At 70.3% G+C, this 17,598-nt stretch carries 22 protein-coding genes; 18 read left to right on the forward strand and 4 right to left on the reverse strand.

Annotation, left to right across the window (positions count from 1 at the left end):
- The 11 genes from C4J65_RS22135 to C4J65_RS22185 all read left to right on the forward strand — a co-directional run bounded on the left by C4J65_RS22135 (window position 1) and on the right by C4J65_RS22185 (window position 8,144).
- A complete protein-coding gene (locus C4J65_RS22135) occupies window positions 1-1,275 on the forward strand; it encodes a P-loop NTPase (protein WP_115743955.1) in 1,275 nt (424 codons plus the stop codon).
- A complete protein-coding gene (locus C4J65_RS22140) occupies window positions 1,272-1,667 on the forward strand; it encodes a TadE/TadG family type IV pilus assembly protein (RefSeq protein WP_115743956.1) in 396 nt (131 codons plus the stop codon). The genes C4J65_RS22135 and C4J65_RS22140 overlap by 4 nt, the downstream gene beginning before the upstream one ends.
- Before the next feature lies 1 nt (window position 1,668).
- Entirely contained in the window at window positions 1,669-2,061 is a 393-nt protein-coding gene (locus C4J65_RS22145) for a TadE/TadG family type IV pilus assembly protein (protein ID WP_115743957.1), read from the forward strand.
- An 18-nt stretch (window positions 2,062-2,079) separates the two neighbouring features.
- On the forward strand, window positions 2,080-3,417 hold the full coding sequence (locus C4J65_RS22150) for a CpaF family protein (RefSeq protein WP_115743958.1): 1,338 nt from the start codon (window positions 2,080-2,082) through the stop codon (window positions 3,415-3,417).
- Between the two features lie 9 nt (window positions 3,418-3,426).
- Window positions 3,427-4,377: a type II secretion system F family protein gene (locus tag C4J65_RS22155; protein ID WP_115743959.1), complete on the forward strand. Its 951-nt coding sequence runs from the start codon at window positions 3,427-3,429 to the stop codon at window positions 4,375-4,377.
- A gap of 19 nt (window positions 4,378-4,396) precedes the next feature.
- Entirely contained in the window at window positions 4,397-5,299 is a 903-nt protein-coding gene (locus C4J65_RS22160; protein ID WP_115743960.1) for a DUF5936 domain-containing protein, read from the forward strand.
- A 262-nt stretch (window positions 5,300-5,561) separates the two neighbouring features.
- Window positions 5,562-5,762, forward strand: coding sequence for a hypothetical protein (locus tag C4J65_RS22165; protein WP_115743961.1), 201 nt, complete (start codon window positions 5,562-5,564; stop codon window positions 5,760-5,762).
- Window positions 5,762-6,358, forward strand: a complete 597-nt coding sequence (locus C4J65_RS22170) for a pilus assembly protein TadG-related protein (protein WP_115743962.1) — start codon at window positions 5,762-5,764, stop codon at window positions 6,356-6,358. The genes C4J65_RS22165 and C4J65_RS22170 overlap by 1 nt, the downstream gene beginning before the upstream one ends.
- Window positions 6,359-6,390: 32 nt before the next feature.
- Complete coding sequence (locus C4J65_RS22175; RefSeq protein ID WP_115743963.1) at window positions 6,391-6,969, forward strand: hypothetical protein; 579 nt, start codon at window positions 6,391-6,393, stop codon at window positions 6,967-6,969.
- Between the two features lie 8 nt (window positions 6,970-6,977).
- Window positions 6,978-7,598, forward strand: coding sequence for an OmpA family protein (locus tag C4J65_RS22180; protein WP_115743964.1), 621 nt, complete (start codon window positions 6,978-6,980; stop codon window positions 7,596-7,598).
- A gap of 18 nt (window positions 7,599-7,616) precedes the next feature.
- The gene (locus tag C4J65_RS22185) at window positions 7,617-8,144 is read left to right on the forward strand and encodes a hypothetical protein (RefSeq protein ID WP_240330489.1); all 528 of its coding nucleotides are present in this window, start codon (window positions 7,617-7,619) and stop codon (window positions 8,142-8,144) included.
- Window positions 8,145-8,164: 20 nt separating this feature from the next.
- On the opposite strand, the gene C4J65_RS36380 is transcribed toward C4J65_RS22185, so the two are convergent.
- Window positions 8,165-8,518 (reverse strand): hypothetical protein, encoded by a 354-nt coding sequence (locus tag C4J65_RS36380; protein WP_205351049.1) that lies wholly within the window; start codon window positions 8,516-8,518, stop codon window positions 8,165-8,167.
- Window positions 8,519-9,191: 673 nt separating this feature from the next.
- On the opposite strand from C4J65_RS36380, the gene C4J65_RS22195 reads away from it, so the two are divergent.
- Both C4J65_RS22195 and C4J65_RS22200 read left to right on the forward strand, forming a co-directional pair.
- Window positions 9,192-10,202: a helix-turn-helix domain-containing protein gene (locus C4J65_RS22195; RefSeq protein WP_162833284.1), complete on the forward strand. Its 1,011-nt coding sequence runs from the start codon at window positions 9,192-9,194 to the stop codon at window positions 10,200-10,202.
- Window positions 10,203-10,457: 255 nt separating this feature from the next.
- A complete protein-coding gene (locus C4J65_RS22200; RefSeq protein ID WP_115743968.1) occupies window positions 10,458-10,874 on the forward strand; it encodes a hypothetical protein in 417 nt (138 codons plus the stop codon).
- Window positions 10,875-10,902: 28 nt separating this feature from the next.
- On the opposite strand, the gene C4J65_RS22205 is transcribed toward C4J65_RS22200, so the two are convergent.
- Window positions 10,903-11,289, reverse strand: coding sequence for a DUF192 domain-containing protein (locus tag C4J65_RS22205; protein ID WP_115743969.1), 387 nt, complete (start codon window positions 11,287-11,289; stop codon window positions 10,903-10,905).
- 243 nt (window positions 11,290-11,532) lie between these two features.
- Here C4J65_RS22205 and C4J65_RS22210 point away from each other — a divergent pair, with 243 nt between their 5' ends.
- The 3 genes from C4J65_RS22210 to C4J65_RS22220 all read left to right on the forward strand — a co-directional run bounded on the left by C4J65_RS22210 (window position 11,533) and on the right by C4J65_RS22220 (window position 14,171).
- Window positions 11,533-12,195 (forward strand): hypothetical protein, encoded by a 663-nt coding sequence (locus tag C4J65_RS22210; protein ID WP_115743970.1) that lies wholly within the window; start codon window positions 11,533-11,535, stop codon window positions 12,193-12,195.
- A complete protein-coding gene (locus C4J65_RS22215) occupies window positions 12,192-13,214 on the forward strand; it encodes a hypothetical protein (RefSeq protein ID WP_115746575.1) in 1,023 nt (340 codons plus the stop codon). Before C4J65_RS22210 ends, C4J65_RS22215 begins: the two co-directional genes overlap by 4 nt.
- An 84-nt stretch (window positions 13,215-13,298) precedes the next feature.
- On the forward strand, window positions 13,299-14,171 hold the full coding sequence (locus tag C4J65_RS22220) for an LLM class flavin-dependent oxidoreductase (protein ID WP_115743971.1): 873 nt from the start codon (window positions 13,299-13,301) through the stop codon (window positions 14,169-14,171).
- 197 nt (window positions 14,172-14,368) lie between these two features.
- Here the strand turns inward: C4J65_RS22220 and C4J65_RS22225 are convergent, their stop codons facing one another.
- Both C4J65_RS22225 and C4J65_RS22230 read right to left on the reverse strand, forming a co-directional pair.
- Window positions 14,369-15,667, reverse strand: coding sequence for a M24 family metallopeptidase (locus tag C4J65_RS22225; RefSeq protein ID WP_115743972.1), 1,299 nt, complete (start codon window positions 15,665-15,667; stop codon window positions 14,369-14,371).
- Entirely contained in the window at window positions 15,661-16,416 is a 756-nt protein-coding gene (locus tag C4J65_RS22230; protein WP_115743973.1) for an SDR family NAD(P)-dependent oxidoreductase, read from the reverse strand. Before C4J65_RS22230 ends, C4J65_RS22225 begins: the two co-directional genes overlap by 7 nt.
- 100 nt (window positions 16,417-16,516) lie before the next feature.
- Between C4J65_RS22230 and C4J65_RS22235 the strand changes: the two genes are divergently transcribed.
- Together C4J65_RS22235 and C4J65_RS36140 are read left to right on the forward strand one after the other, a co-directional pair.
- Window positions 16,517-17,347, forward strand: a complete 831-nt coding sequence (locus C4J65_RS22235) for a helix-turn-helix transcriptional regulator (RefSeq protein ID WP_115743974.1) — start codon at window positions 16,517-16,519, stop codon at window positions 17,345-17,347.
- Between the two features lie 48 nt (window positions 17,348-17,395).
- Window positions 17,396-17,551: a hypothetical protein gene (locus tag C4J65_RS36140; protein ID WP_162833285.1), complete on the forward strand. Its 156-nt coding sequence runs from the start codon at window positions 17,396-17,398 to the stop codon at window positions 17,549-17,551.
- Window positions 17,552-17,598 lie beyond the last annotated feature (47 nt).

Raw genomic sequence — 17,598 nt, forward strand, 5'->3', positions numbered from 1 at the left:
ATGGCCACGAGGATCCTCCCGGCAGTCGGCGACCCGGACGCCGTACGGTCCCTCACGACCCTGCTCAGCCAGCTGCCGGACGCCGAACCGGTCGCTCCGGTCACCGACTCCACCCAGCTCGTCGACACCCTCGCCCGCCTCGCCGCCGAGTCGGTCGACGAACTGCCCGAGGTCGTCGTCGTCCACGAGCGCATCGGACCGGTCCCGGCCCTTGAGCTGATCCGCGAGGTCGCGCTCCGCTTCCCGGCCGTCGGTGTCATCCTCGTCACCTCCGACCCCGGCCCCGGCCTCTTCCAGGCCGCCATGGACCACGGCGCCCGCGGCCTGGTCGCCCTCCCGCTCGGCTACGAGGAACTCGCCAGCCGCGTCCAGGCGGTGGCCCAGTGGTCGGCGGGCGTACGCCGGCACCTCGGCGGCGCCGTCGACGTGTTCACCGGAACCGGCGGCACCGTCGTCACCGTCAGCGGCGCGAAGGGCGGCGTGGGCGCCACCCTGACCGCCGTCCAACTCGCCCTGGCTGCCCAGGCGTCCGGCCGGTCCACGGCCCTGCTCGACATGGACCTCCAGACCGGCGACGTCGCCTCCTACCTGGACGTCCGGTTCCGCCGCTCCGTGGCCGACCTGGCCGCCATCACCGACCTCTCGCCGCGCGTCCTGGCCGACGCCGTCTTCCGCCACGACAGCGGCCTGGCCCTGCTGCTCGCCCCCGGCGAGGGCGAACGCGGCGAGGAGGTCACCGACCGCGCTGCCCGCCAGATCGTGGGCGCCCTGCGCTCCCGGTACGAGGTCGTCGTCGTCGACTGCGGCGCCCAGCTCGGCGGGGCCGGCGCGGCCGCCGTGGAGACGGCCGACACGGCGCTGCTGGTCACCACCCCGGACGTGGTCGCCGTACGGGGCGCCAAGCGGGCGGTGCGGATGTGGGAACGGCTGCAGATCCGCAAGGCGGCGGAGACCACCGTGGTCGTCAACCGGCACACGCGGGGCACGGAGATCCAGCCCGCGCTGATCCAGAAGATCACCGGCACGGCGATCGCCGCCACCACGGTCCCCGCCAACTTCAAGGAGCTCCAGGGCGCCGTGGACGCGGGCCGCGTCCACGAACTGGACGCCAGGAGCACCGTGAAGCAGGCCCTGTGGGCCCTCGCGGGCGAACTGGGCCTGGCCGGCGTGTCCGACGGGGGCCGCAAGGGGCACGGTCGCTTCCGCGGCGACCGGGGTGACCGGGGTGACCGGGGTGCGGCCGGCTTCCGGCGCCGGAAGGATGGTGCCGGGTGAGCGGGTTACGCGGGCGGGACCGTGCCCGGGACAGCGGTCAGGTCACCATCGAGTTCCTCGGCATGACGCCGGTGATCATCGCGACGCTGGTGGTGCTGTGGCAGCTCGTGCTCGTGGGATACACGTACACGCTCGCGGGGAATGCTGCGGACGAGGCGGTACGGGCGGCGACCGCGGCCGACCGCGGGGCGCGGCAGGGCGCCTGCCAGGAGGCGGGCCTGGACAAGCTGCCGGGCGCGTGGGAGGGAGGCGCCGGTGTGGACTGCGGCACCGCGGGCGGTTACGTCACCGCCGACGTGCGCATCGAGGTGCCCCTCCTCTTCCCGGGCACCCTCAGCGTCCCGTTCACCGTGCACGGCCACGCGGGGGCCGTGGAAGAGGAGGACGACTGAGATGCCGTACTCCCGCCGGAAGCCGACTGGGATGCCGTACTTCGGCAGGGGACGTGTGCGGGACCGGGGCCAGGTGGCCATCGAGTACCTGGGCTTCCTCCCGATCCTGGTCCTCGTCGGGATGGCCGTCGTACAGCTCGGCCTGATCGCGTACACCGCCCAGCAGGCCGGCACCGCGGCCCGCGCGGGGGCGCGCAGCGCCTCGCTCCAGGAGAGCGCCGCGGACGCCTGCGCGGCGGCCGTCAGCAGCTGGCTGGCGGACGGCACGGACTGCCCGGCGTCGTACGGCGGCGACGAGGTGACGGTCACCGCGACCGTCGACATCCCCTCGATCGTCCCCGGCTGGGACTTCGGCCCCGCCACCCGGACCGCCACCATGCCGCTGGACCACTGACCGAGGAGCAAGGGACGCATGAGCCTGCGCGCACGCATCCACTCCCCCGAGGAGCACGGCAGCCGGGGCGAGGACGGACACCTGGTCGCCTCCTACCGGGCCAAACTCCTGGAGGAGATCGACCTCGCCGAGATGAGCGCGCTCGCGATGGCCGAGCGCCGGGCCCGCCTCGAACGGGTCCTCGGGCACATCATCAGCCGCGAGGGCCCGGTCCTGTCGACGGTCGAACGCTCGCAGCTGATCCGCCGGGTCGTCGACGAGGCCCTCGGCCTCGGCATCCTGGAACCGCTCCTCGAGGACGCCTCGATCACGGAGATCATGGTCAACGGCCCGGACGCGATCTTCGTCGAACGCGCGGGCCGCGTCGAGCAGTTGCCGCTCCGCTTCGCCTCCCACGACCAGCTGATGCAGACCATCGAGCGCATCGTCTCGACGGTCAACCGCCGCGTGGACGAGTCGAACCCGATGGTCGACGCCCGCCTCCCCTCCGGCGAGCGCGTCAACGTCATCATCCCGCCGCTCTCCCTCACCGGCGCCACCCTCACCATCCGCCGCTTCCCCCGCTCCTTCACCCTCCAGGAGCTGATCGGCCTGGGCTCGCTCGACGAGAACATGCTCTACCTGCTGGCCGGTCTCGTGCAGGCCCGCTTCAACATCATCGTCTCGGGCGCGACGGGCACCGGGAAGACCACCCTCCTCAACGCCCTCTCCGGCCTCATCCCCGAATCCGACCGCATCATCACCATCGAGGACTCGGCCGAACTCCAGCTCCAGCAGGCGCACGTCATCCGCCTGGAGTCCCGCCCGCCGAACGTCGAGGGCCAGGGCCGCATCACCATCCGCGACCTGGTCCGCAACTCGCTGCGCATGCGCCCCGACCGCATCGTCGTCGGCGAGGTGCGCGGCGGTGAGTCCCTGGACATGCTCCAGGCCATGTCCACCGGCCACGACGGCTCGCTGGCCACCGTCCACGCCAACAGCGCGGAGGACGCCCTGATGCGCCTGCAGACCCTGGCCTCGATGTCCGACGTGGAGATCCCCTTCGTCGCCCTGCACGACCAGATCAACAGCTCCGTCGACGTCCTGATCCAGCTCACCCGCTTCGCCGACGGCGCCCGCCGCATCACCGAGATCGCCCTGCTGGCCAGCCACGGCGGCGAGCCGTACCGGCTGGCCACGGTCGCCCGCTTCAACGCCCGCCCGATGTCCGCCGACGGCCGCGTCGTCGGCGCGTACGAGTACCACCCCCTCCCGCACCGCACCGCCGAACGCCTCTACATGGCGGGCCAGCCCATCCCGCAGGCCTTCGGCGTCGCCCACACACCGGACCAGCTCACCACCCGAGAAGCCAGGTAGGACCGCCCGATGGAACCGGAACTCGACACGCTCGTCACGCTCACCACCGGCGTCACACTGCTGACCTGCGTCCTGGCGGTCATCGGCCTGCACTCCTACGCCGCCGGCAAGGCCCAGCGCGCGGCCCTGGTCGACCGCCTCACCGCGACCGGCCAGGCACCGTCGGCCGGACGCCGACGCCGCTTCCCGACCCTGGACCGCCGCCTGCGCCGCACCAAGCTCGGCCGGAACCTGGAACGCCGCCTGTCGGCCACCGGCCTGGACGTGACACCCGGCGAGTTCTTCGCGTACATGCTGGCGTCGGTCGCGGGCCTGTGGCTGATCGGCCAGGCGGCCCTGGCCCCCTTCTTCGGCCCCCTGGCCGGGCTGCTCGGCGTAGGAGCGGCGATCCAGTTCCTCAACTGGCAACGCCAGAAACGCATCGAGAAGTTCATCAACCAACTCCCCGAACTCGCCCGCATCCTCGCCAACGCCACCCAGGCCGGACTCGCCCTGCGCACCGCCATCGGCATGGCGGCGGAGGAACTGGAGGCCCCGGCCGGCGAGGAACTCGGCAAGGTGGCCGACCAGCTCGCCATCGGCGCCTCGATGGACGACGCCCTCGGCGAACTCGCCGGCCGCCTCCCCTCCCGCGAACTGGTGGTCCTCGTCACCACCCTCGTGCTGTCCAACCGCGCCGGCGGCCAGGTGGTCGGCGCGCTGCGCAACCTGACGGAGACCCTGGAGGAACGCAAGGAGACAAGGCGCGAGGTCCGCACCCAGCTCTCCCAGGTCACGATGACGTCGTACGCCGTCCCCGTCCTGGGCATCGGCTCGTTGCTCCTGATGAACGGGGTGAAGGACGGCGCCCTGGAACGCATGACGGGCTCCCCGGCCGGCCAGGCCGCCGTGATCACCGCCTTCGCGCTCTACGCCGTCGGCTTCGTCCTCATCCGCCGCCTGTCCCGCATCGACGTCTGAGAGGAGGGAAGAGACCACCATGCCCCCCGCACTCCCCGGATTCCTCCTGGCCCTCCTCATGGCCCTGGCCGTCTGGGGCGTCTTCGCCGGCATCCGCATGTACCGCGCCGACGCCAAGCTCCCCGACGACCTCGCCCTCGCCCTGGAGGTCGGCGCCACCCGCACCGGCGCGGCGCACTCCCTCATCGACCGCATGGGCATGCGCTACGCCCCCGCCGTACTGCGTCTGATGGGCCCGGCCCTGGTCGCCAGGTACCGCCGCAGGATCGACCTGGCCGGGAACCCCGGCGGCCTCACCATCGACCGCTACGCCGCCCGCCGCGCCGTCTACGGCTTCCTGGGCGCGCTCGGCTTCCTGGTCTTCGTCCTCCGCGGCCAGTACCTGGTGGCCCTCCTCCTGCTGGCCTTCGGCGCGTTCTGGACGGAGGTGGGCATCTGGTCGGCGATCCGCATCCGCAAGGACGTCATCGAGCGCACGCTCCCCGACTTCCTGGACGTCCTCGCGGTCGTGGTCAGCGCGGGCCTGGGCTTCCGCCAGGCCCTGGACCGGGTGTCCACGCGCTACGAGGGTCCCTGGGCCGACGAACTGCGCATCACACTCCGCCAGATGGACCTCGGCATGAGCCGCCGCGAAGCCTTCACGGAGCTGCGCCGCCGCAACGACTCCGAACAGGTGGCGATGTTCGTGACGGCACTCCAGCAGGGCGAGGAACTGGGCGCCCCCATCGTCGACACCCTGGTCTCGCTGGCCAAGGACATGCGCCGCACGGACGCCCAGAACGCCCGCCGCAAGGCCGCCCGCGCGGTCCCCAAGGCCACGCTGATGATCACGACGTTCATGGTCCCGGCCACGATGATCCTCCTCGGCGCGGGCCTGATCCTGGGCTCGGGCACGGACTTCGGAACGATCACGGGGGAGTAGGGAAGTGCGACTGCACATGAACGCGAGACGACAACTGTCGGCATCCATGGACTCATTGGCCTCACTTCGCTGCAATACCTTTCGCATTTGCAATCCATTGTGGGACAGTCGTCACCTGGTACTCCCGCCAGGTCGAGGTCCCAACCGAGCGCAAGGGAGGTGGAGATCGTGGACGCCCTGACGTCCGGCACGACCAGCCAGCAGATCACCGCCGCCCACCCGCACGAGGAACACGGCTTCGCCCACCCTGGAGGGGAACACCATGACCAACTGGCTTCACACCGCCGCCGCATACCTGCACTCCCGCACCGCCACCCGACACGACAGGGGCCAGACGGCGGTGGAGTACCTGGGAATCATCGCGGTGGTGGTGGCGATCGTCCTGGCGATCACGGGGACGGACATTGGGCAGACGATTTACAACGCGATCACGGACAAGATCACCGAGGTCACCGGCATCTGATGGGTCTCCGTGCGAACGGAGACGCTGGGCAGGCTTTCCCCATCTACATCACCGTGGTTGGGGGTCTGCTCTTTCTCGCGCTCGCGTACTTCGCGGTCGGCCAGGCCGCGGCGACTCGCAGTGAGGCCCAGACGGCGGCGGACGCCGCAGCGCTCGCGGCGGCTTTGGAGACGAGAGACCAGCTCACGGATGAGTGGATCACCCACGTTCTGGATCCGGATTCGTGGCAGGACATCTTCGAGGGCAAGGCCCCTGTACCCAGTGGATGCTGGCGGGCCCACGAGTTGGCAGCGCATAACGACGCGAGCGTGGACTGCGAGCCGGATGGCCTCTTGGGGTACACGATCGTCGCCGAGACGAACGGCACCGTCGGGGACACCATCGTGCCGGGCACAGAGGAACGGAAAGCGACACAGACCGCGACCGCCGTGATCGAAGCCCGTTGTCGGTTCGAGCCGCTTGCCGAGGACGCCGGCGACGATGTGCTGCCAAGCCTCTCCTGCAAGGGTGGCGGGGACTGGGACATCAATCCGAACGACCTCTCGGACCTACCGAAGCCCGAGGACCTGTTCGATGTCCATCTGGCCGACAGCTGACAAGCGAACGAAGAGCCCAAGGAAGCGGAGTCATGAGCATTCGGTTCACAACAAGGGCCCACGGCAGGTTGGTGGCGTGGCCCATCGCTGCCGTACTGGCCTTCGGTCTGGCTGGCTGTGGCGGTGGAGGTGGCGACGAAAAGCCGGAGGTGCCTACGAGTTCCTCCAAAGGCAGCGACTCCAAGCCGGATGCTCAGGAGGGAGACACAGGGGAGACTTTGGCGGAGCTCAGGGGGCCCAGTGGCCTGTTCCTCAAAGTCACCGAGGCGAAGCGGGACGGCGGGGGCTTCGTCACGGTCGGCGGAGATCTCAAGAACGACGGGGATGAGACGGTCAACATCCCTGCTCAACTGAGCGGTAACGAAACAGAGATCATTCGTAACGGCAAATCACTCGGCGGCGCCACCTTGGTGGACTCAAAGGGCAAGAAGCGTTATTACGTGCTGCGCGACACTGAGGGACGCCCGCTCACGACAACAAAGTTCCCGCCCTTGAAGGCGGGCGAGTCCCTGCCGGTATTCATGCAGTTCCCCGCGCCTCCCGCCGACACGGCCGAGGTGACGCTCCAACTGCCGATGTTCACGACCGGCACCATCGAGATCTCCGGGTGAGGCACCTCATGACCTCACCCCCGCGCCTGATGGCCGCAGTCACCCTCATGCTGGCCACGACCGTCTGCGGCACCACCACCGCCCACGCCGACGACGACCCCAACGACCCCCCCGGCACGGAGCCCTCCGCCTCCGCCCCCGTCGAGATGGACCCCAACGACCCCGACCTGAAGCTCCCGGACGGGGCCACGCTGGCGCAGGCGAAGGTGCTGGACATCAAGTCGGTGGTGGAGGAGCAGAGCGGCGACGAACGCCGTGAGGACACCAACACCAGCGTGACGCTCGCGCTGCAGGCCGAGGTGCTGTTCGGCAAGGACAGCTCGAAGCTCGGCGCGGAGGCGAAGTCCCGCATCAGGGGCATCGCCGACGAGATCAGAACCCAGAACGCCACAAGGGTCCGCGTCTTCGGCTTCACCGACGACCTCGGCTCCTCCGCCCACGGCGACGTACTCTCCAAACGCCGCGCCAACGCCGTACACGACGTCCTGTCCCAGTCCCTCGACGACGCCGGCATCACCTACGAGGTCCGCGGCTACGGCGAGCAGTACCCCATCGCCGACAACTCGACGGAGGCCGGCCGCAAGAAGAACCGCAGGGTCGAGGTCTCCTTCCCCCGCACCGAGCCCTGACCCCCCATGAGGAAGCGCATGCACCCTCGCTCACGTCCTGCCCGCACAGCCCTGATGGCCCTCGCCGCACTGACGGCCCTCACGACGACCGCGTGCGGCAGCACCCAGGAAACGGACGACGAGTCACCGCGAGCGCCCCAGGACCGCCCCACGACGTCCCGCCCCGCACCGGAGCCCCCCTCCTCCCCGTCACCGGCGGACGGCACCGACGTCAGCGCCTGCACCGACGGCGACTGCGAGATCGCGGTGACCGAGCCCGTGACCATCCACTTCCGGGGACCGGGCGACGACGGCCGGGCAACGCTCTTGGTGACGACCGTCGGCCCGAACGAGATCGAGTACGAGGTGAAGTCCGGCAACACCCGGTCCAAGGGCGGCGCGAGCGGCCCGGGCCAAGGCTGCCTCACCTACCTCCGCGATCGCGGCAGCGGCAACTCCTGCGGCACCCTCGACAGCGCCCGCCCGAGCCCGCGGCCCGACGCCGTGGTGATCCAGGCGACGACGGGCCCGGACGGCACGGCACTCCTCCACATCGTCTCGCCCTGAGAAAGTTCCCCTCGCGTACGTCACCCCGTGGTGACGTCGATCAGCAGGTTCTTCCGTGCGGTCGCGAACAGGCGGGTCTGCTCGGCCAGCCGCTGCGAGGTCGCCTCGGTGTCAACCAGCAGTTGGTACACGTGGCCTGCCTTCCCGGCGACGAAGACCTCCAGGCGCTTGCGCGGTTCGCTCTGCTTCTCCCAGTGGTAGTCGATCTCCAGCCAGAGAGCGTCCCGACCGTTCTGGCGCGTCTTGTGCGTGGTGACCTCCACGTCGGCCATCGACGACTCGGAGGTGTCGCGATACCAGTCCAGCTGCCCCGCGGAGGCCGCCCGAGCGGTTGAGCCGTACGTCCTGTCCCGCTTGACGGTCAGGTCGTACACGCCGTCCGGGGAACCCCAAGAGCTCTGCAGCTCACTGGCGGGCTTCTTGCCCCATCCGTCCGGTCGACCGAAGCAGACGGTCAGGGCGGGGACCTCGATCCGCCGCCACCCCTTGGGAAGAGACGACGAGCAGGACGAGGCGGCAGCCGAAGCCGAAGCCGAAGGCACCATCGAAGAAGGCGCCGCAGAGGAAGCCGTATCCGCATCCGAAGCCATATCCGAAGCCGAAGGCGAAGCCGTATCCCAAGTCGTATCCGAAGCCGAAGTCGTATCGGAAGCCGAAGGCGACGCGGCTGGGGCTGCATCGGAAGACGAGCCGGAGTTCGCCACGCTCCGACCGATCGGCGAAGAGTTCCCGATCAGAGGTATCCCGAAGACCGCCAGGAGGAGCCCCGCGACGGCCGTGATCGCCGAGACCACGGCCGCCACCTCCCCCATCCGCCGCCCTGGCGAGGCGCCGCCACCCGAACCGCTCAAAACTCCTACCGAGCCTCTCTGTCACCAATCGGGCTCACTACCGTCAGGTACACCCGCACCCCCTGTCCTCGGCCGAGCGTGCAGACTTCCTTGACGATCGGTGCACCACCGCCGGAACTGACCGGCCGAGCGCTCCCGCGGGGCCGGACAGCGGCGGACAATGCCGGGAGACGAGCGACAGCGGTGGGGGACAGCGATGGAGCAGACCGGAACGGGGGAGGCTTCGGTGTTCCTCTCCACGGACAACGTGAGCGGCCCGGAGGGGTTCGGCTGGTGGGGTGACATGGTCAGCAGGGCGGTGATGCCGGTGTCGATGGCCAGCGAACACGCAGACCGCTTCAAGGGCGAGGTCACCATGCTGGGACTGGTGGACACCGACTTCTCGGCCTTCTCCTTCTCCCCGATGTCGGCGCGCCGAACCCCGGACCACATCCGCGCGTCCGACCCGGAGAACTACTACCTCTTCCTCGTCCACGGCAGCCCGATCGGCCTGGAGCAGCGCCGCAACAACGCCCTCCTCCGCGCGGGAGACGTGGCCCTGTTCGACACCTCACAGCCGCTGGCCTGCGAGTTCCAGGATCAGGGCCGCCCCTCGCGGGTGAGCGTGCTGCGGCTGCCCCGAGCCGCCCTGCCCTTGCCCGGCGACAAAACGGACCGCCTGGTGGCCACGCCGCTGCCGGCCCGCACCGGTTCGGGCGCGCTGCTCACCGCCTACCTGGCCGGATTACGGGAGAACGCCGCGCACTGCGGTCCGACGGAGCTGCGCCGCCTGGGAACCACGGCCCTGGAACTCGCGGTCACCTTCCTCGCCGCCCGCCTCGACACACCTCCGGCGATACCGGTCGAGAGCCGCAGGCGGGTACTCCTCGCCCGTATAAACGCCTACATCGACCACAACCTGCACGATCCGGACCTGGGTCCGGCGACGACGGCCGCCCACCACCACATCTCGATACGCCTGCTGCACGCCCTCTTCGAGGAGGAGCCGGAAACGGTCAGCGCCACGATCCGCCGCCGCAGACTCGAACGCACCCGGACCGACCTCGGCGACCCCCGCCTACGGCACCGCACGATCGGCGAGACAGCCGCCCGATGGGGTTTCCGCCACCCCGCCGCCTTCAGCCGCACCTTCCGCGAGGCATACGGCATCTCCCCGACCGAAGCCCGGACTGCACTCCACGACAAACAGCTCCGCACTCCCCGCTGAGGACCGGGACGTCGATCCGCGTCACAGTGAAGCGGGCCGGGCGGCGACATGGCATCGAGCGGAGGAGCAGCCGACGCGACGAGACCGAACGACAAGGGACTGCGCCCCCGCCGGCCTTTGTGTGTTGGGGGGAGCATGAGAACGCTTGACGTACTGAGGCTGATGGGACGCAGAGAAGCGCTGCGGTGTTTGGCGGTAGGTGCCACGGCGGCCGCGGTCGGCGCGTGCGGCGGCCATGGTTCCGGTGGCGGCCCCGTGGGGCGGGCGCTCCGGGACTACGCCGTCGGCGACTGGGCGGCCACGATGACCGGGGGCCGCGAGGGGGCATTCACGATCACCTCGGACGGCAGGTGGTCGGAGACGGTCCTGGGCCTTTCGGGCCGGTGGAAGCTGGACTCCAGCGGCCTCACCGTCATCTCTGACGGCCTGGACAGCGAAGACCTCGTGGACAAGCCGTATCTCGTGCCAGACGTGCCGAGCCAGGCGTCAGCCGCGCTGTCGAAGAGCTACACCACGGTCGGCGGATGGGGCAGTGACCACGACGGCGACGTCATCGTGCGCACCGAACGGGGCACGGTGATCCTGACCTTCCCACGCAAGGGCTCGGGCGGTATGGATGACCACGTCGTGAGACTGACGAAGATGCCTCAGCCAACGCAGGAGGCCCCCTGATGCGGCACACCGCCCCGCGCCCCCGTACTCACCGACGCGTTCCCCCCTCGACCTCGACCTCGACCCAGGACCCCACTCGCAGCCCCCACCCGGCCATGGCCCCGGCTTCGGCCTCGAGCACGTGCCGCGCCCGCAACCGGGGCAGCCCCAGCCTGCCCGGCCGCATCGTGCGCACGGCGATGACGGCGAGCCTCCGGTCGAGGTAGGCCACGTCGATGGCCATCCGCATCCGGAACGTGTGCACACTGCTGGCGGGGCTCAGCAGCATCGCCCCGTCGACCGAATCGCGCCCCAACAGCCCCTTGGTCCGCGCACGGTACGAGCTTGCGACCTCCAGCGGAATGCGAACCTCCTCGCCGTCCGGCTCCACCACGGCCAAGACCCCCGTCCCGTCCCGCCACCGCCGCCGTCCCATGCAGATGCCCTCCCTACGGCCCCGTCGCTCCCGTTGAAGGTATCCGCCCGGAGTGGATGACCGCCGGACCCCTTTGCTGCTTCCGGTGCGTTACGGACCCGTTATGGCCCAAGAAGCCGCAAGTGCAGTGGTTTTGAACTCCCGGGTGGCCGGGGAGAGACAGGTGTCACCCTGGTGCCGCCCGTCCCCGGTGGATAGCGTTGCTTCGCTGAAGAGAAGCCTCGTCCCACCCAGGAGCCGACAGTGAATCGCCGCCGCCCCACCCTCCTCGCAGCGCTCACACTGACCGCCACAGCGGCCTTGACGCTCTCCGCGTGCGGCAGCGACGACGACAGCCCGGACAAGGGGGAGGACAAGATCGCGGGGGCGGACACGAGCAGCGAACCGTCAATGTCGCCCAGCGAAACGGCTACGGTCCAGCCGGAGCGGCCGGAGATCACATTGCCGGCCGACGTGACGTACAAGTTCGAGTGGGGCAAGACCGGTGATCCGGTCAAGGATGCCGTGCTGCACGATGCCGAACAGCGCATCAGGGCTGTGGACATGGCCATTGCCGAGCAGGACCCACTGCACAAGGCGTATCGCTTCTACTCGGAAGGCGAGGCGGCCGCGGGGAGTGAGAAGTACATTCGGGATTTCGTGGACCACAAGGCTCGTACAACGGGTGTGACCCGCTACTACAAGGAAAGCGTGGACGCCAAGGACGACGGTACCGCCGCCCTGGTGTACTGCGAGGACCAGAGTAAGTCGTTCAACAAGTTCCTCAAGACTGGGAAGGCTGACGTCACGTCGGTGACGAAGGACAGCTACGTCCTGTATGCGAGCACGCTGCGCAAGAACAGCGAGGGCGTCTGGGTGACGGAGCGACTGGTTTCGGAACGGGGGAGTGCGAAGTGCCAGCCATGAATCGCCGAAATGTTTTGATACTGCCTGTGGGGCTCGCCGCCCTGTTCCTCGTTACCACTGCCCCAGCCCATGCGGAGAAGGGATTTGGTGGAGCGACGGACGGGCAGACGGAGCAGCATGCCGATACCGGTGACGACGGCACCGTTTCCGTCACCGTAGGTGGTGTCGTCTTCGACCGTTCGAAGAACGGTAGTGGTGATTCGGTTGGGCCGGTGACGTCGTCGACGTCATGGAGTCCACCGGCGTGTTGGTATGCCCCGAAGTACACGCCCGAGGAGTTGCAGGACTACCTGGAGCCGATCTGGGAGGCCGAGTCCACGGGGTACGAGTGGGATGCCAAGCAGCGCGAGAAGTACAACGCGAAGGATGAGAAGAAGGGCTTCAACAAGGACAAGACCGGCAAGGGTTTCTGGTGGGGTTCGTATGTGAATGAGAGCTTCCCGCCGGGCTGGGACAAGTGCGACACGGACTACTTCTGGGTGGACGCGGGTGATCCACCGCCTGCGGACAAGGAGAACGCCGTGACCCCGGAGGTTCTCGCCGAGCTCGCCTACGCCGAGATCCGGGTCCCCGGCACCGAGGTGACGCTGGCGCCTGCCGAGGCGACCAAGGTGAACCTTCCGACGTGGGCGTGGCTGGACGGTGCCGAGTTCAAGCCGGTGTCTGTCACCGCGTCCGTGGAGGAGATCGGGATCAACGCGACGGCCACGGCGGAGCCGGTGTCGCTGCGGATCGAACCGGGCACCCCGGATGCCGAGATCTACCCGGCGTCAGGGGTCTGCGAGATCAAGGACGGCCGTATCGGCGCTCCGTACGAGAAGGGGAGGGCGGACGACACGCCGCCGTGCGGGGTGAAGTACCTGCGTTCCTCGGGTGAGGGGACCTTCCCGCTTCAGGCGACCGTCACCTGGGAGATCCACTGGACCGGCAGTGGCGGCGCGGGAGGAGACCTCCCCGACGGTACGTTCGGCGCCACGCAAGATGTCGTCGTGCAGGAGATCCAGGCCGTCAACCGCTGACCGGGTTGGCCGGTCCGGCGGCGGTGAGGTGGCCGGACTCGTAATGGTGTTGAACGGGGCCTCGGCCGAGGGTAGGAAGGCCGCATGACTGGACTCGGTGCCGTATTCCGTCCCCAGCTCGCCCCCGAGCGGCTGCGTGCCGTGGCGCGTGTCGCCGACGAGGTGGGCCTCGAGGAGCTGTGGCTGTGGGAGGACTGTTTCCGGGAGGGCGGGATCTCCACGGCCGCCGCCGCGCTCGCGTGGACCGAGCGGGTGCGGGTCGGGGTCGGGCTGTTGCCCGTGCCGTTGCGGAACGTGGCCGTCACCGCGATGGAGGCCGCCACGCTGCACCGGATGTTCCCCGGCCGCGCCGTCCTCGGCGTGGGACACGGGGTGCAGGACTGGATGGGACAGGTCGGGGCCCGGGCCGAGTCGCCCCTGACGCTGCTGCGGGAGCATCTCGTGGCGCTGCGGGCGTTGTTGAGGGGAGAGCGGGTGACGTCGACGGGGCGCTACGTCCGACTCGACGACGTCGCGCTCGACTGGCCGCCGGAGCAGGCCGTCGAGGTGCTCGCCGGCGCCACCGGGCCCCGCTCGCTGCGGCTGGCCGGTGAGGCCGCCGACGGGACCGTGCTCACCGCGAACACTCCGCCGGACGGGGTGCGCCGCGCCCGGCGGCTCATCGACGCAGGGCGGGCGGCGGCCGGGCGGTCGGAAGCGCACAGGGTAGTCGTGTATCTCCTCGCCGCCACCGGACCCGGCGCCGATGAACGGCTTCGGGACGAGTTGGTCGCCGAAGGTGTCGGGGACGTGCCGGATCTCGGGGTCGCCGGAGACGCGGAGGCCGTCGCCGACGCCGTGCGGCGGCTGGCCGAAGCCGGGGCCGACACCGTGATCCTCCAGCCGACCGGGGACGAACCCGACCCGGAGGGTTTCGTGCGGTTCGCCGCCGAGCGGGTCCGGCCGTTGACGGTTTAGCGGTGGCCATGGGCGGCGCCGGGGTGCCCAGAAGGTGTGCGGGCATCCGGGAGCGGCCGGGTGCGCACCAGGCGGACCCGGAGGGTCTGCTGGGTCTGCTGGACACCGAGCCGATCTCCGGACCACTCGGCGCGGCCTTCCGGATCACCTCCTTCGCGCTCGTGGTCACGCATCCCACTGCTCCGGTGCGGGGAACCTCAGGCGGGGCGGGTCGGGCTGCCCTCTGCCCGAAGGAGCCGCGCCGTGTACGGGTTCAGTTCGATGGCGTCGTCATCGCCGACGATCACGGTGCCGCCGAGGTAGGCGAGGTGTCGTCCGTAGGCGTAATTGGGCTCGAGGGCGAAGGTCATCCCCGGTTCCAGGACCATGTCGGCGGCCATGGTGGGACGGTGGTCGTCCTCGGGCGGGTAGGCACCGGCCCCGGCCATGCGGCGGCTGGCGTCGTTGGGGAAGCCGCCCGCCGCGATCATCGGGTTCAGTGTGTGGACGGCGGGGCCGAACTCCCATCCGCCGGCGTCGGCGTACGGCTTGCGGATGTCGTCGACGGCCTCGCCGAACGTCCGGCCGGGGCGCAAGGCGTTCAGACCGGCGTCGTACGCCGCCCGCGCGACGTCGGCGGCGCGCCGGAGTTCCTCGTGCGGTTCACCGATGGTGAGGGTGACCTGGTGCTGTGTGTGGCGGCCGGCGGCATTGCTGAACACCTCGGCGGAGACGACGTCGCCGTGCTCCAGGACACGCGGGGCCTGCGGGCGGTAGCTCCACGGCGGCGGGCCTGATGCGAGAGGGGCGGGGCCGGTCCAGAAGTGCATGGCCGCGGGGGTGGTTCCGCGGGCGTATCCCGCGGCCATTCCGGCCGCGTACACCTCGCTCTCCGGGACACCGGCGGCAGCGGTCCCGACCATGGCGCGCACCATGGCGTCGCCGATACGCGCGGAGTGGCGCACCACGGCGATCTCCTCGGGCCCCAGCGGCATGATGAGCCGGGACAGCGCCATCCCCGCCGGTGTGAAGCGGGCGGCGGGGAAGGCGGTCCGCACGGCGTCCCAGAGGCGGTGGGGCACGATGCCCTCGGGGTGCCACGGCGGATAGGGTTCCAGCCCGACGACCCCGACAGTGGCCTGCTCCAGCCCCAGCTCACCGAGGGCCGCGATGATCGCGCGGGAGTCGCGAGGCATGCGCAGGTTCTCCGGCGGAATCCACACGACATCGCCCCGGCGGGCGGATTCGAGGTGGTCCTTGGTGAACATCTCCATCGGGAGCAGCGAGACCGGCTCGCCGTCGCGCGGGAAGACGACGGTGGTGCCGGCCCGGCCGTTGGTGAACCAGGTGTCGTAGGCGAACGGCGCCGGGCCGGCGTCCTCGTGCTCCCCGAAGACCAGCAGGGCGTCGATGCCCTCGCGCTCCATGAACGCCCGCGCCAGGTCCCATCGGCGGTCCCGCTCGGCCATCGAGAAGGCGGGCACGGTGCCCACGGAGATGTCGACCGCCCTCACCACGGGACGTCGCCGTTGCGGTCGCGGTACTGCCCGGTGGGCCCGGGCGAGGTGGTGGCGAACTCGACGATCGCGTCGGTGCCCTCCGTGACCGTCTGGGTGCCCTGGTGGTGGTTGAGGTCGGTGGCGGTGAAGCCCGGGTCGGCCAGGTTGAACCGGACGTCCGGGATGCCGTTGGCGTATTGGACGGTGAGCATGTTCAGGGCGGCCTTGGACACCGGGTACATCAGGTGGGCGACGGCCGACTCCGGCCGCTTGGGGTCCGTCGCGATCGCCAGCGACCCGGCGCCGCTGGAGACCATGACCACCCGCGGGTCGTCCGCGGCACGCAGCAGCGGCAAGAACGCGTGGGTGACACGGACCGGACCGAACACGTTGACCCGGAAGACGGGGATGAGATCCTGCGGCAGCGTCCCCTCGGGCGGGGTCAGCCGGTCCATGGGACCGACCTGCTCACCGGTGATTCCGGCGTTGTTGATCAGGACGTCGAGTCGGGCGGTGCTGTTCCGGACCGCCCTGACGGCCGCGGCGACGGAGTCGTCCGAGGTCACGTCCAGCGGCACGAACGTCACGTCCGCGCCTTCGGCGGCGAGCCTCTCGGCGGCCTCCTGCCCGCGGGCCTCGTCGCGTGCGCCGAGGAAGACGCGCCAGCCGAGCCCGCCGAGGCGGCGGACCGTCTCGTAGCCGAGCCCCTTGTTGGCGCCGGTGACCAGAGCGGTGGTGGTGGTCGGGGTTCCTGGTGAGTCGTTCATGCTTCGACGCTAAGCAGGGGCCGGGAAGCCATCCAGGTACGCCGGAGAGTGGTAGCGGCCGTCCCAGGATGCCGGCACCGCCGAGGGGGAGGATGGGGGTATGGACCGCTTCGAGCTCGCCCGCGTCGTCAAGGCCGCCCGCGCACGCATCGCGCCCGGGGACGTCGGCCTTCCGTCGGGTCCCAGAAGGAGGGTCGCCGGCCTGCGCCGCGAGGAGGTGGCCCAGCTCGCCGGGCTCAGCGTCGAGTACGTGGTCCGCCTCGAGCAGGGCCGCGGACCCCAGCCGTCCGCCCAGGTGCTCTCAGCGCTGGCCGGCGCACTCCGGCTCGAGCGCGACGAACGCGACCAGCTCTTCCGGCTGGCCGGAAACTCCCCGCCGCTGTCCGGCCGGATCGAGACCACCGTCCGCCCGAGCGTGCTGCGGCTGCTGGAACGGCTCAGCGACCTACCCGCGCTCGTACTGTCCGCCAAAGGCGACGTGCTGGCACAGAACCCGATGGCCGGCGCGCTCCTCGGCGACCTCATGCGCTGGCCCGACGGGCACCGCAACATCGTCTGGCAGCGGTTCCTCGGCGTCGGGGTCGCTCATGTCGCGACCTCTCCGGAGGAGGAGGAAGCGACGGCCCAGCAGTCCGTGGGACTGCTGCGTACCGCGCGCTCGCGCTACCCCCACGACCCGGACCTCCGCTCACTGATCGAGGAGCTGATCGACGGCAGCGAGCGCTTCTGGAGCATGTGGGAGGAAGGCCGCTCCACGACTTCCCGGTCGATGCGCAAGACAATCGACCACCCCGCCCTCGGGACTCTCCTCCTGGACTGCGACACCCTGCTGCTGCCCGACACCGATCAATCGATGATCGTTTACTCCGCCGCGCCCGATTCGCGCGAGGCGGCGGCCCTCTGCACGTTGCGCGCCGCGATCGCCCACTGACGGACGGACCTCAGGCGCCGGGCGAGGCGACGGACCCTACTGCGGCCCGTGCGGCCCGTGCGGCCCGTGCGGCCCGTGCGGCCCGTGCGGCTCGTGCGGCCCGTGCGGCTCGGCGGGCGGCTCGGCGACGAGGCGGTGCGGGCGAGCAGCGTGGAGCGCAGGCGCGGCACCGCATCCCCCTGCCTCCGGGCGGAGATCGCGTGACACACGCAGCAAGGGCGGTTCGCTGGGCGTCTCGCTGCTGAGCACCC

The sequence above is a fragment of the Streptomyces sp. CB09001 genome (assembly GCF_003369795.1).
In the GTDB taxonomy this organism is placed as follows: domain Bacteria; phylum Actinomycetota; class Actinomycetes; order Streptomycetales; family Streptomycetaceae; genus Streptomyces.

Excerpts from the sequence above, each read along its gene's own strand:
- C4J65_RS22135 (WP_115743955.1), top strand. The coding sequence starts at position 1 with ATGGCCACGAGGATCCTCCCGGCAGTCGGCGACCCGGACGCCGTACGG.
- C4J65_RS22175 (WP_115743963.1), top strand. The coding sequence starts at position 6,391 with ATGAGCATTCGGTTCACAACAAGGGCCCACGGCAGGTTGGTGGCGTGG.
- C4J65_RS22145 (WP_115743957.1), top strand. The coding sequence starts at position 1,669 with ATGCCGTACTCCCGCCGGAAGCCGACTGGGATGCCGTACTTCGGCAGG.
- C4J65_RS22205 (WP_115743969.1), bottom strand. The coding sequence starts at position 11,289 with ATGGGACGGCGGCGGTGGCGGGACGGGACGGGGGTCTTGGCCGTGGTG.
- C4J65_RS22150 (WP_115743958.1), top strand. The coding sequence starts at position 2,080 with ATGAGCCTGCGCGCACGCATCCACTCCCCCGAGGAGCACGGCAGCCGG.
- C4J65_RS22170 (WP_115743962.1), top strand. The coding sequence starts at position 5,762 with ATGGGTCTCCGTGCGAACGGAGACGCTGGGCAGGCTTTCCCCATCTAC.
- C4J65_RS22230 (WP_115743973.1), bottom strand. The coding sequence starts at position 16,416 with ATGAACGACTCACCAGGAACCCCGACCACCACCACCGCTCTGGTCACC.
- C4J65_RS22160 (WP_115743960.1), top strand. The coding sequence starts at position 4,397 with ATGCCCCCCGCACTCCCCGGATTCCTCCTGGCCCTCCTCATGGCCCTG.
- C4J65_RS22215 (WP_115746575.1), top strand. The coding sequence starts at position 12,192 with ATGAATCGCCGAAATGTTTTGATACTGCCTGTGGGGCTCGCCGCCCTG.
- C4J65_RS22155 (WP_115743959.1), top strand. The coding sequence starts at position 3,427 with ATGGAACCGGAACTCGACACGCTCGTCACGCTCACCACCGGCGTCACA.
- C4J65_RS22220 (WP_115743971.1), top strand. The coding sequence starts at position 13,299 with ATGACTGGACTCGGTGCCGTATTCCGTCCCCAGCTCGCCCCCGAGCGG.
- C4J65_RS22185 (WP_240330489.1), top strand. The coding sequence starts at position 7,617 with ATGCACCCTCGCTCACGTCCTGCCCGCACAGCCCTGATGGCCCTCGCC.
- C4J65_RS22165 (WP_115743961.1), top strand. The coding sequence starts at position 5,562 with ATGACCAACTGGCTTCACACCGCCGCCGCATACCTGCACTCCCGCACC.
- C4J65_RS22180 (WP_115743964.1), top strand. The coding sequence starts at position 6,978 with ATGACCTCACCCCCGCGCCTGATGGCCGCAGTCACCCTCATGCTGGCC.
- C4J65_RS22195 (WP_162833284.1), top strand. The coding sequence starts at position 9,192 with ATGGAGCAGACCGGAACGGGGGAGGCTTCGGTGTTCCTCTCCACGGAC.
- C4J65_RS22235 (WP_115743974.1), top strand. The coding sequence starts at position 16,517 with ATGGACCGCTTCGAGCTCGCCCGCGTCGTCAAGGCCGCCCGCGCACGC.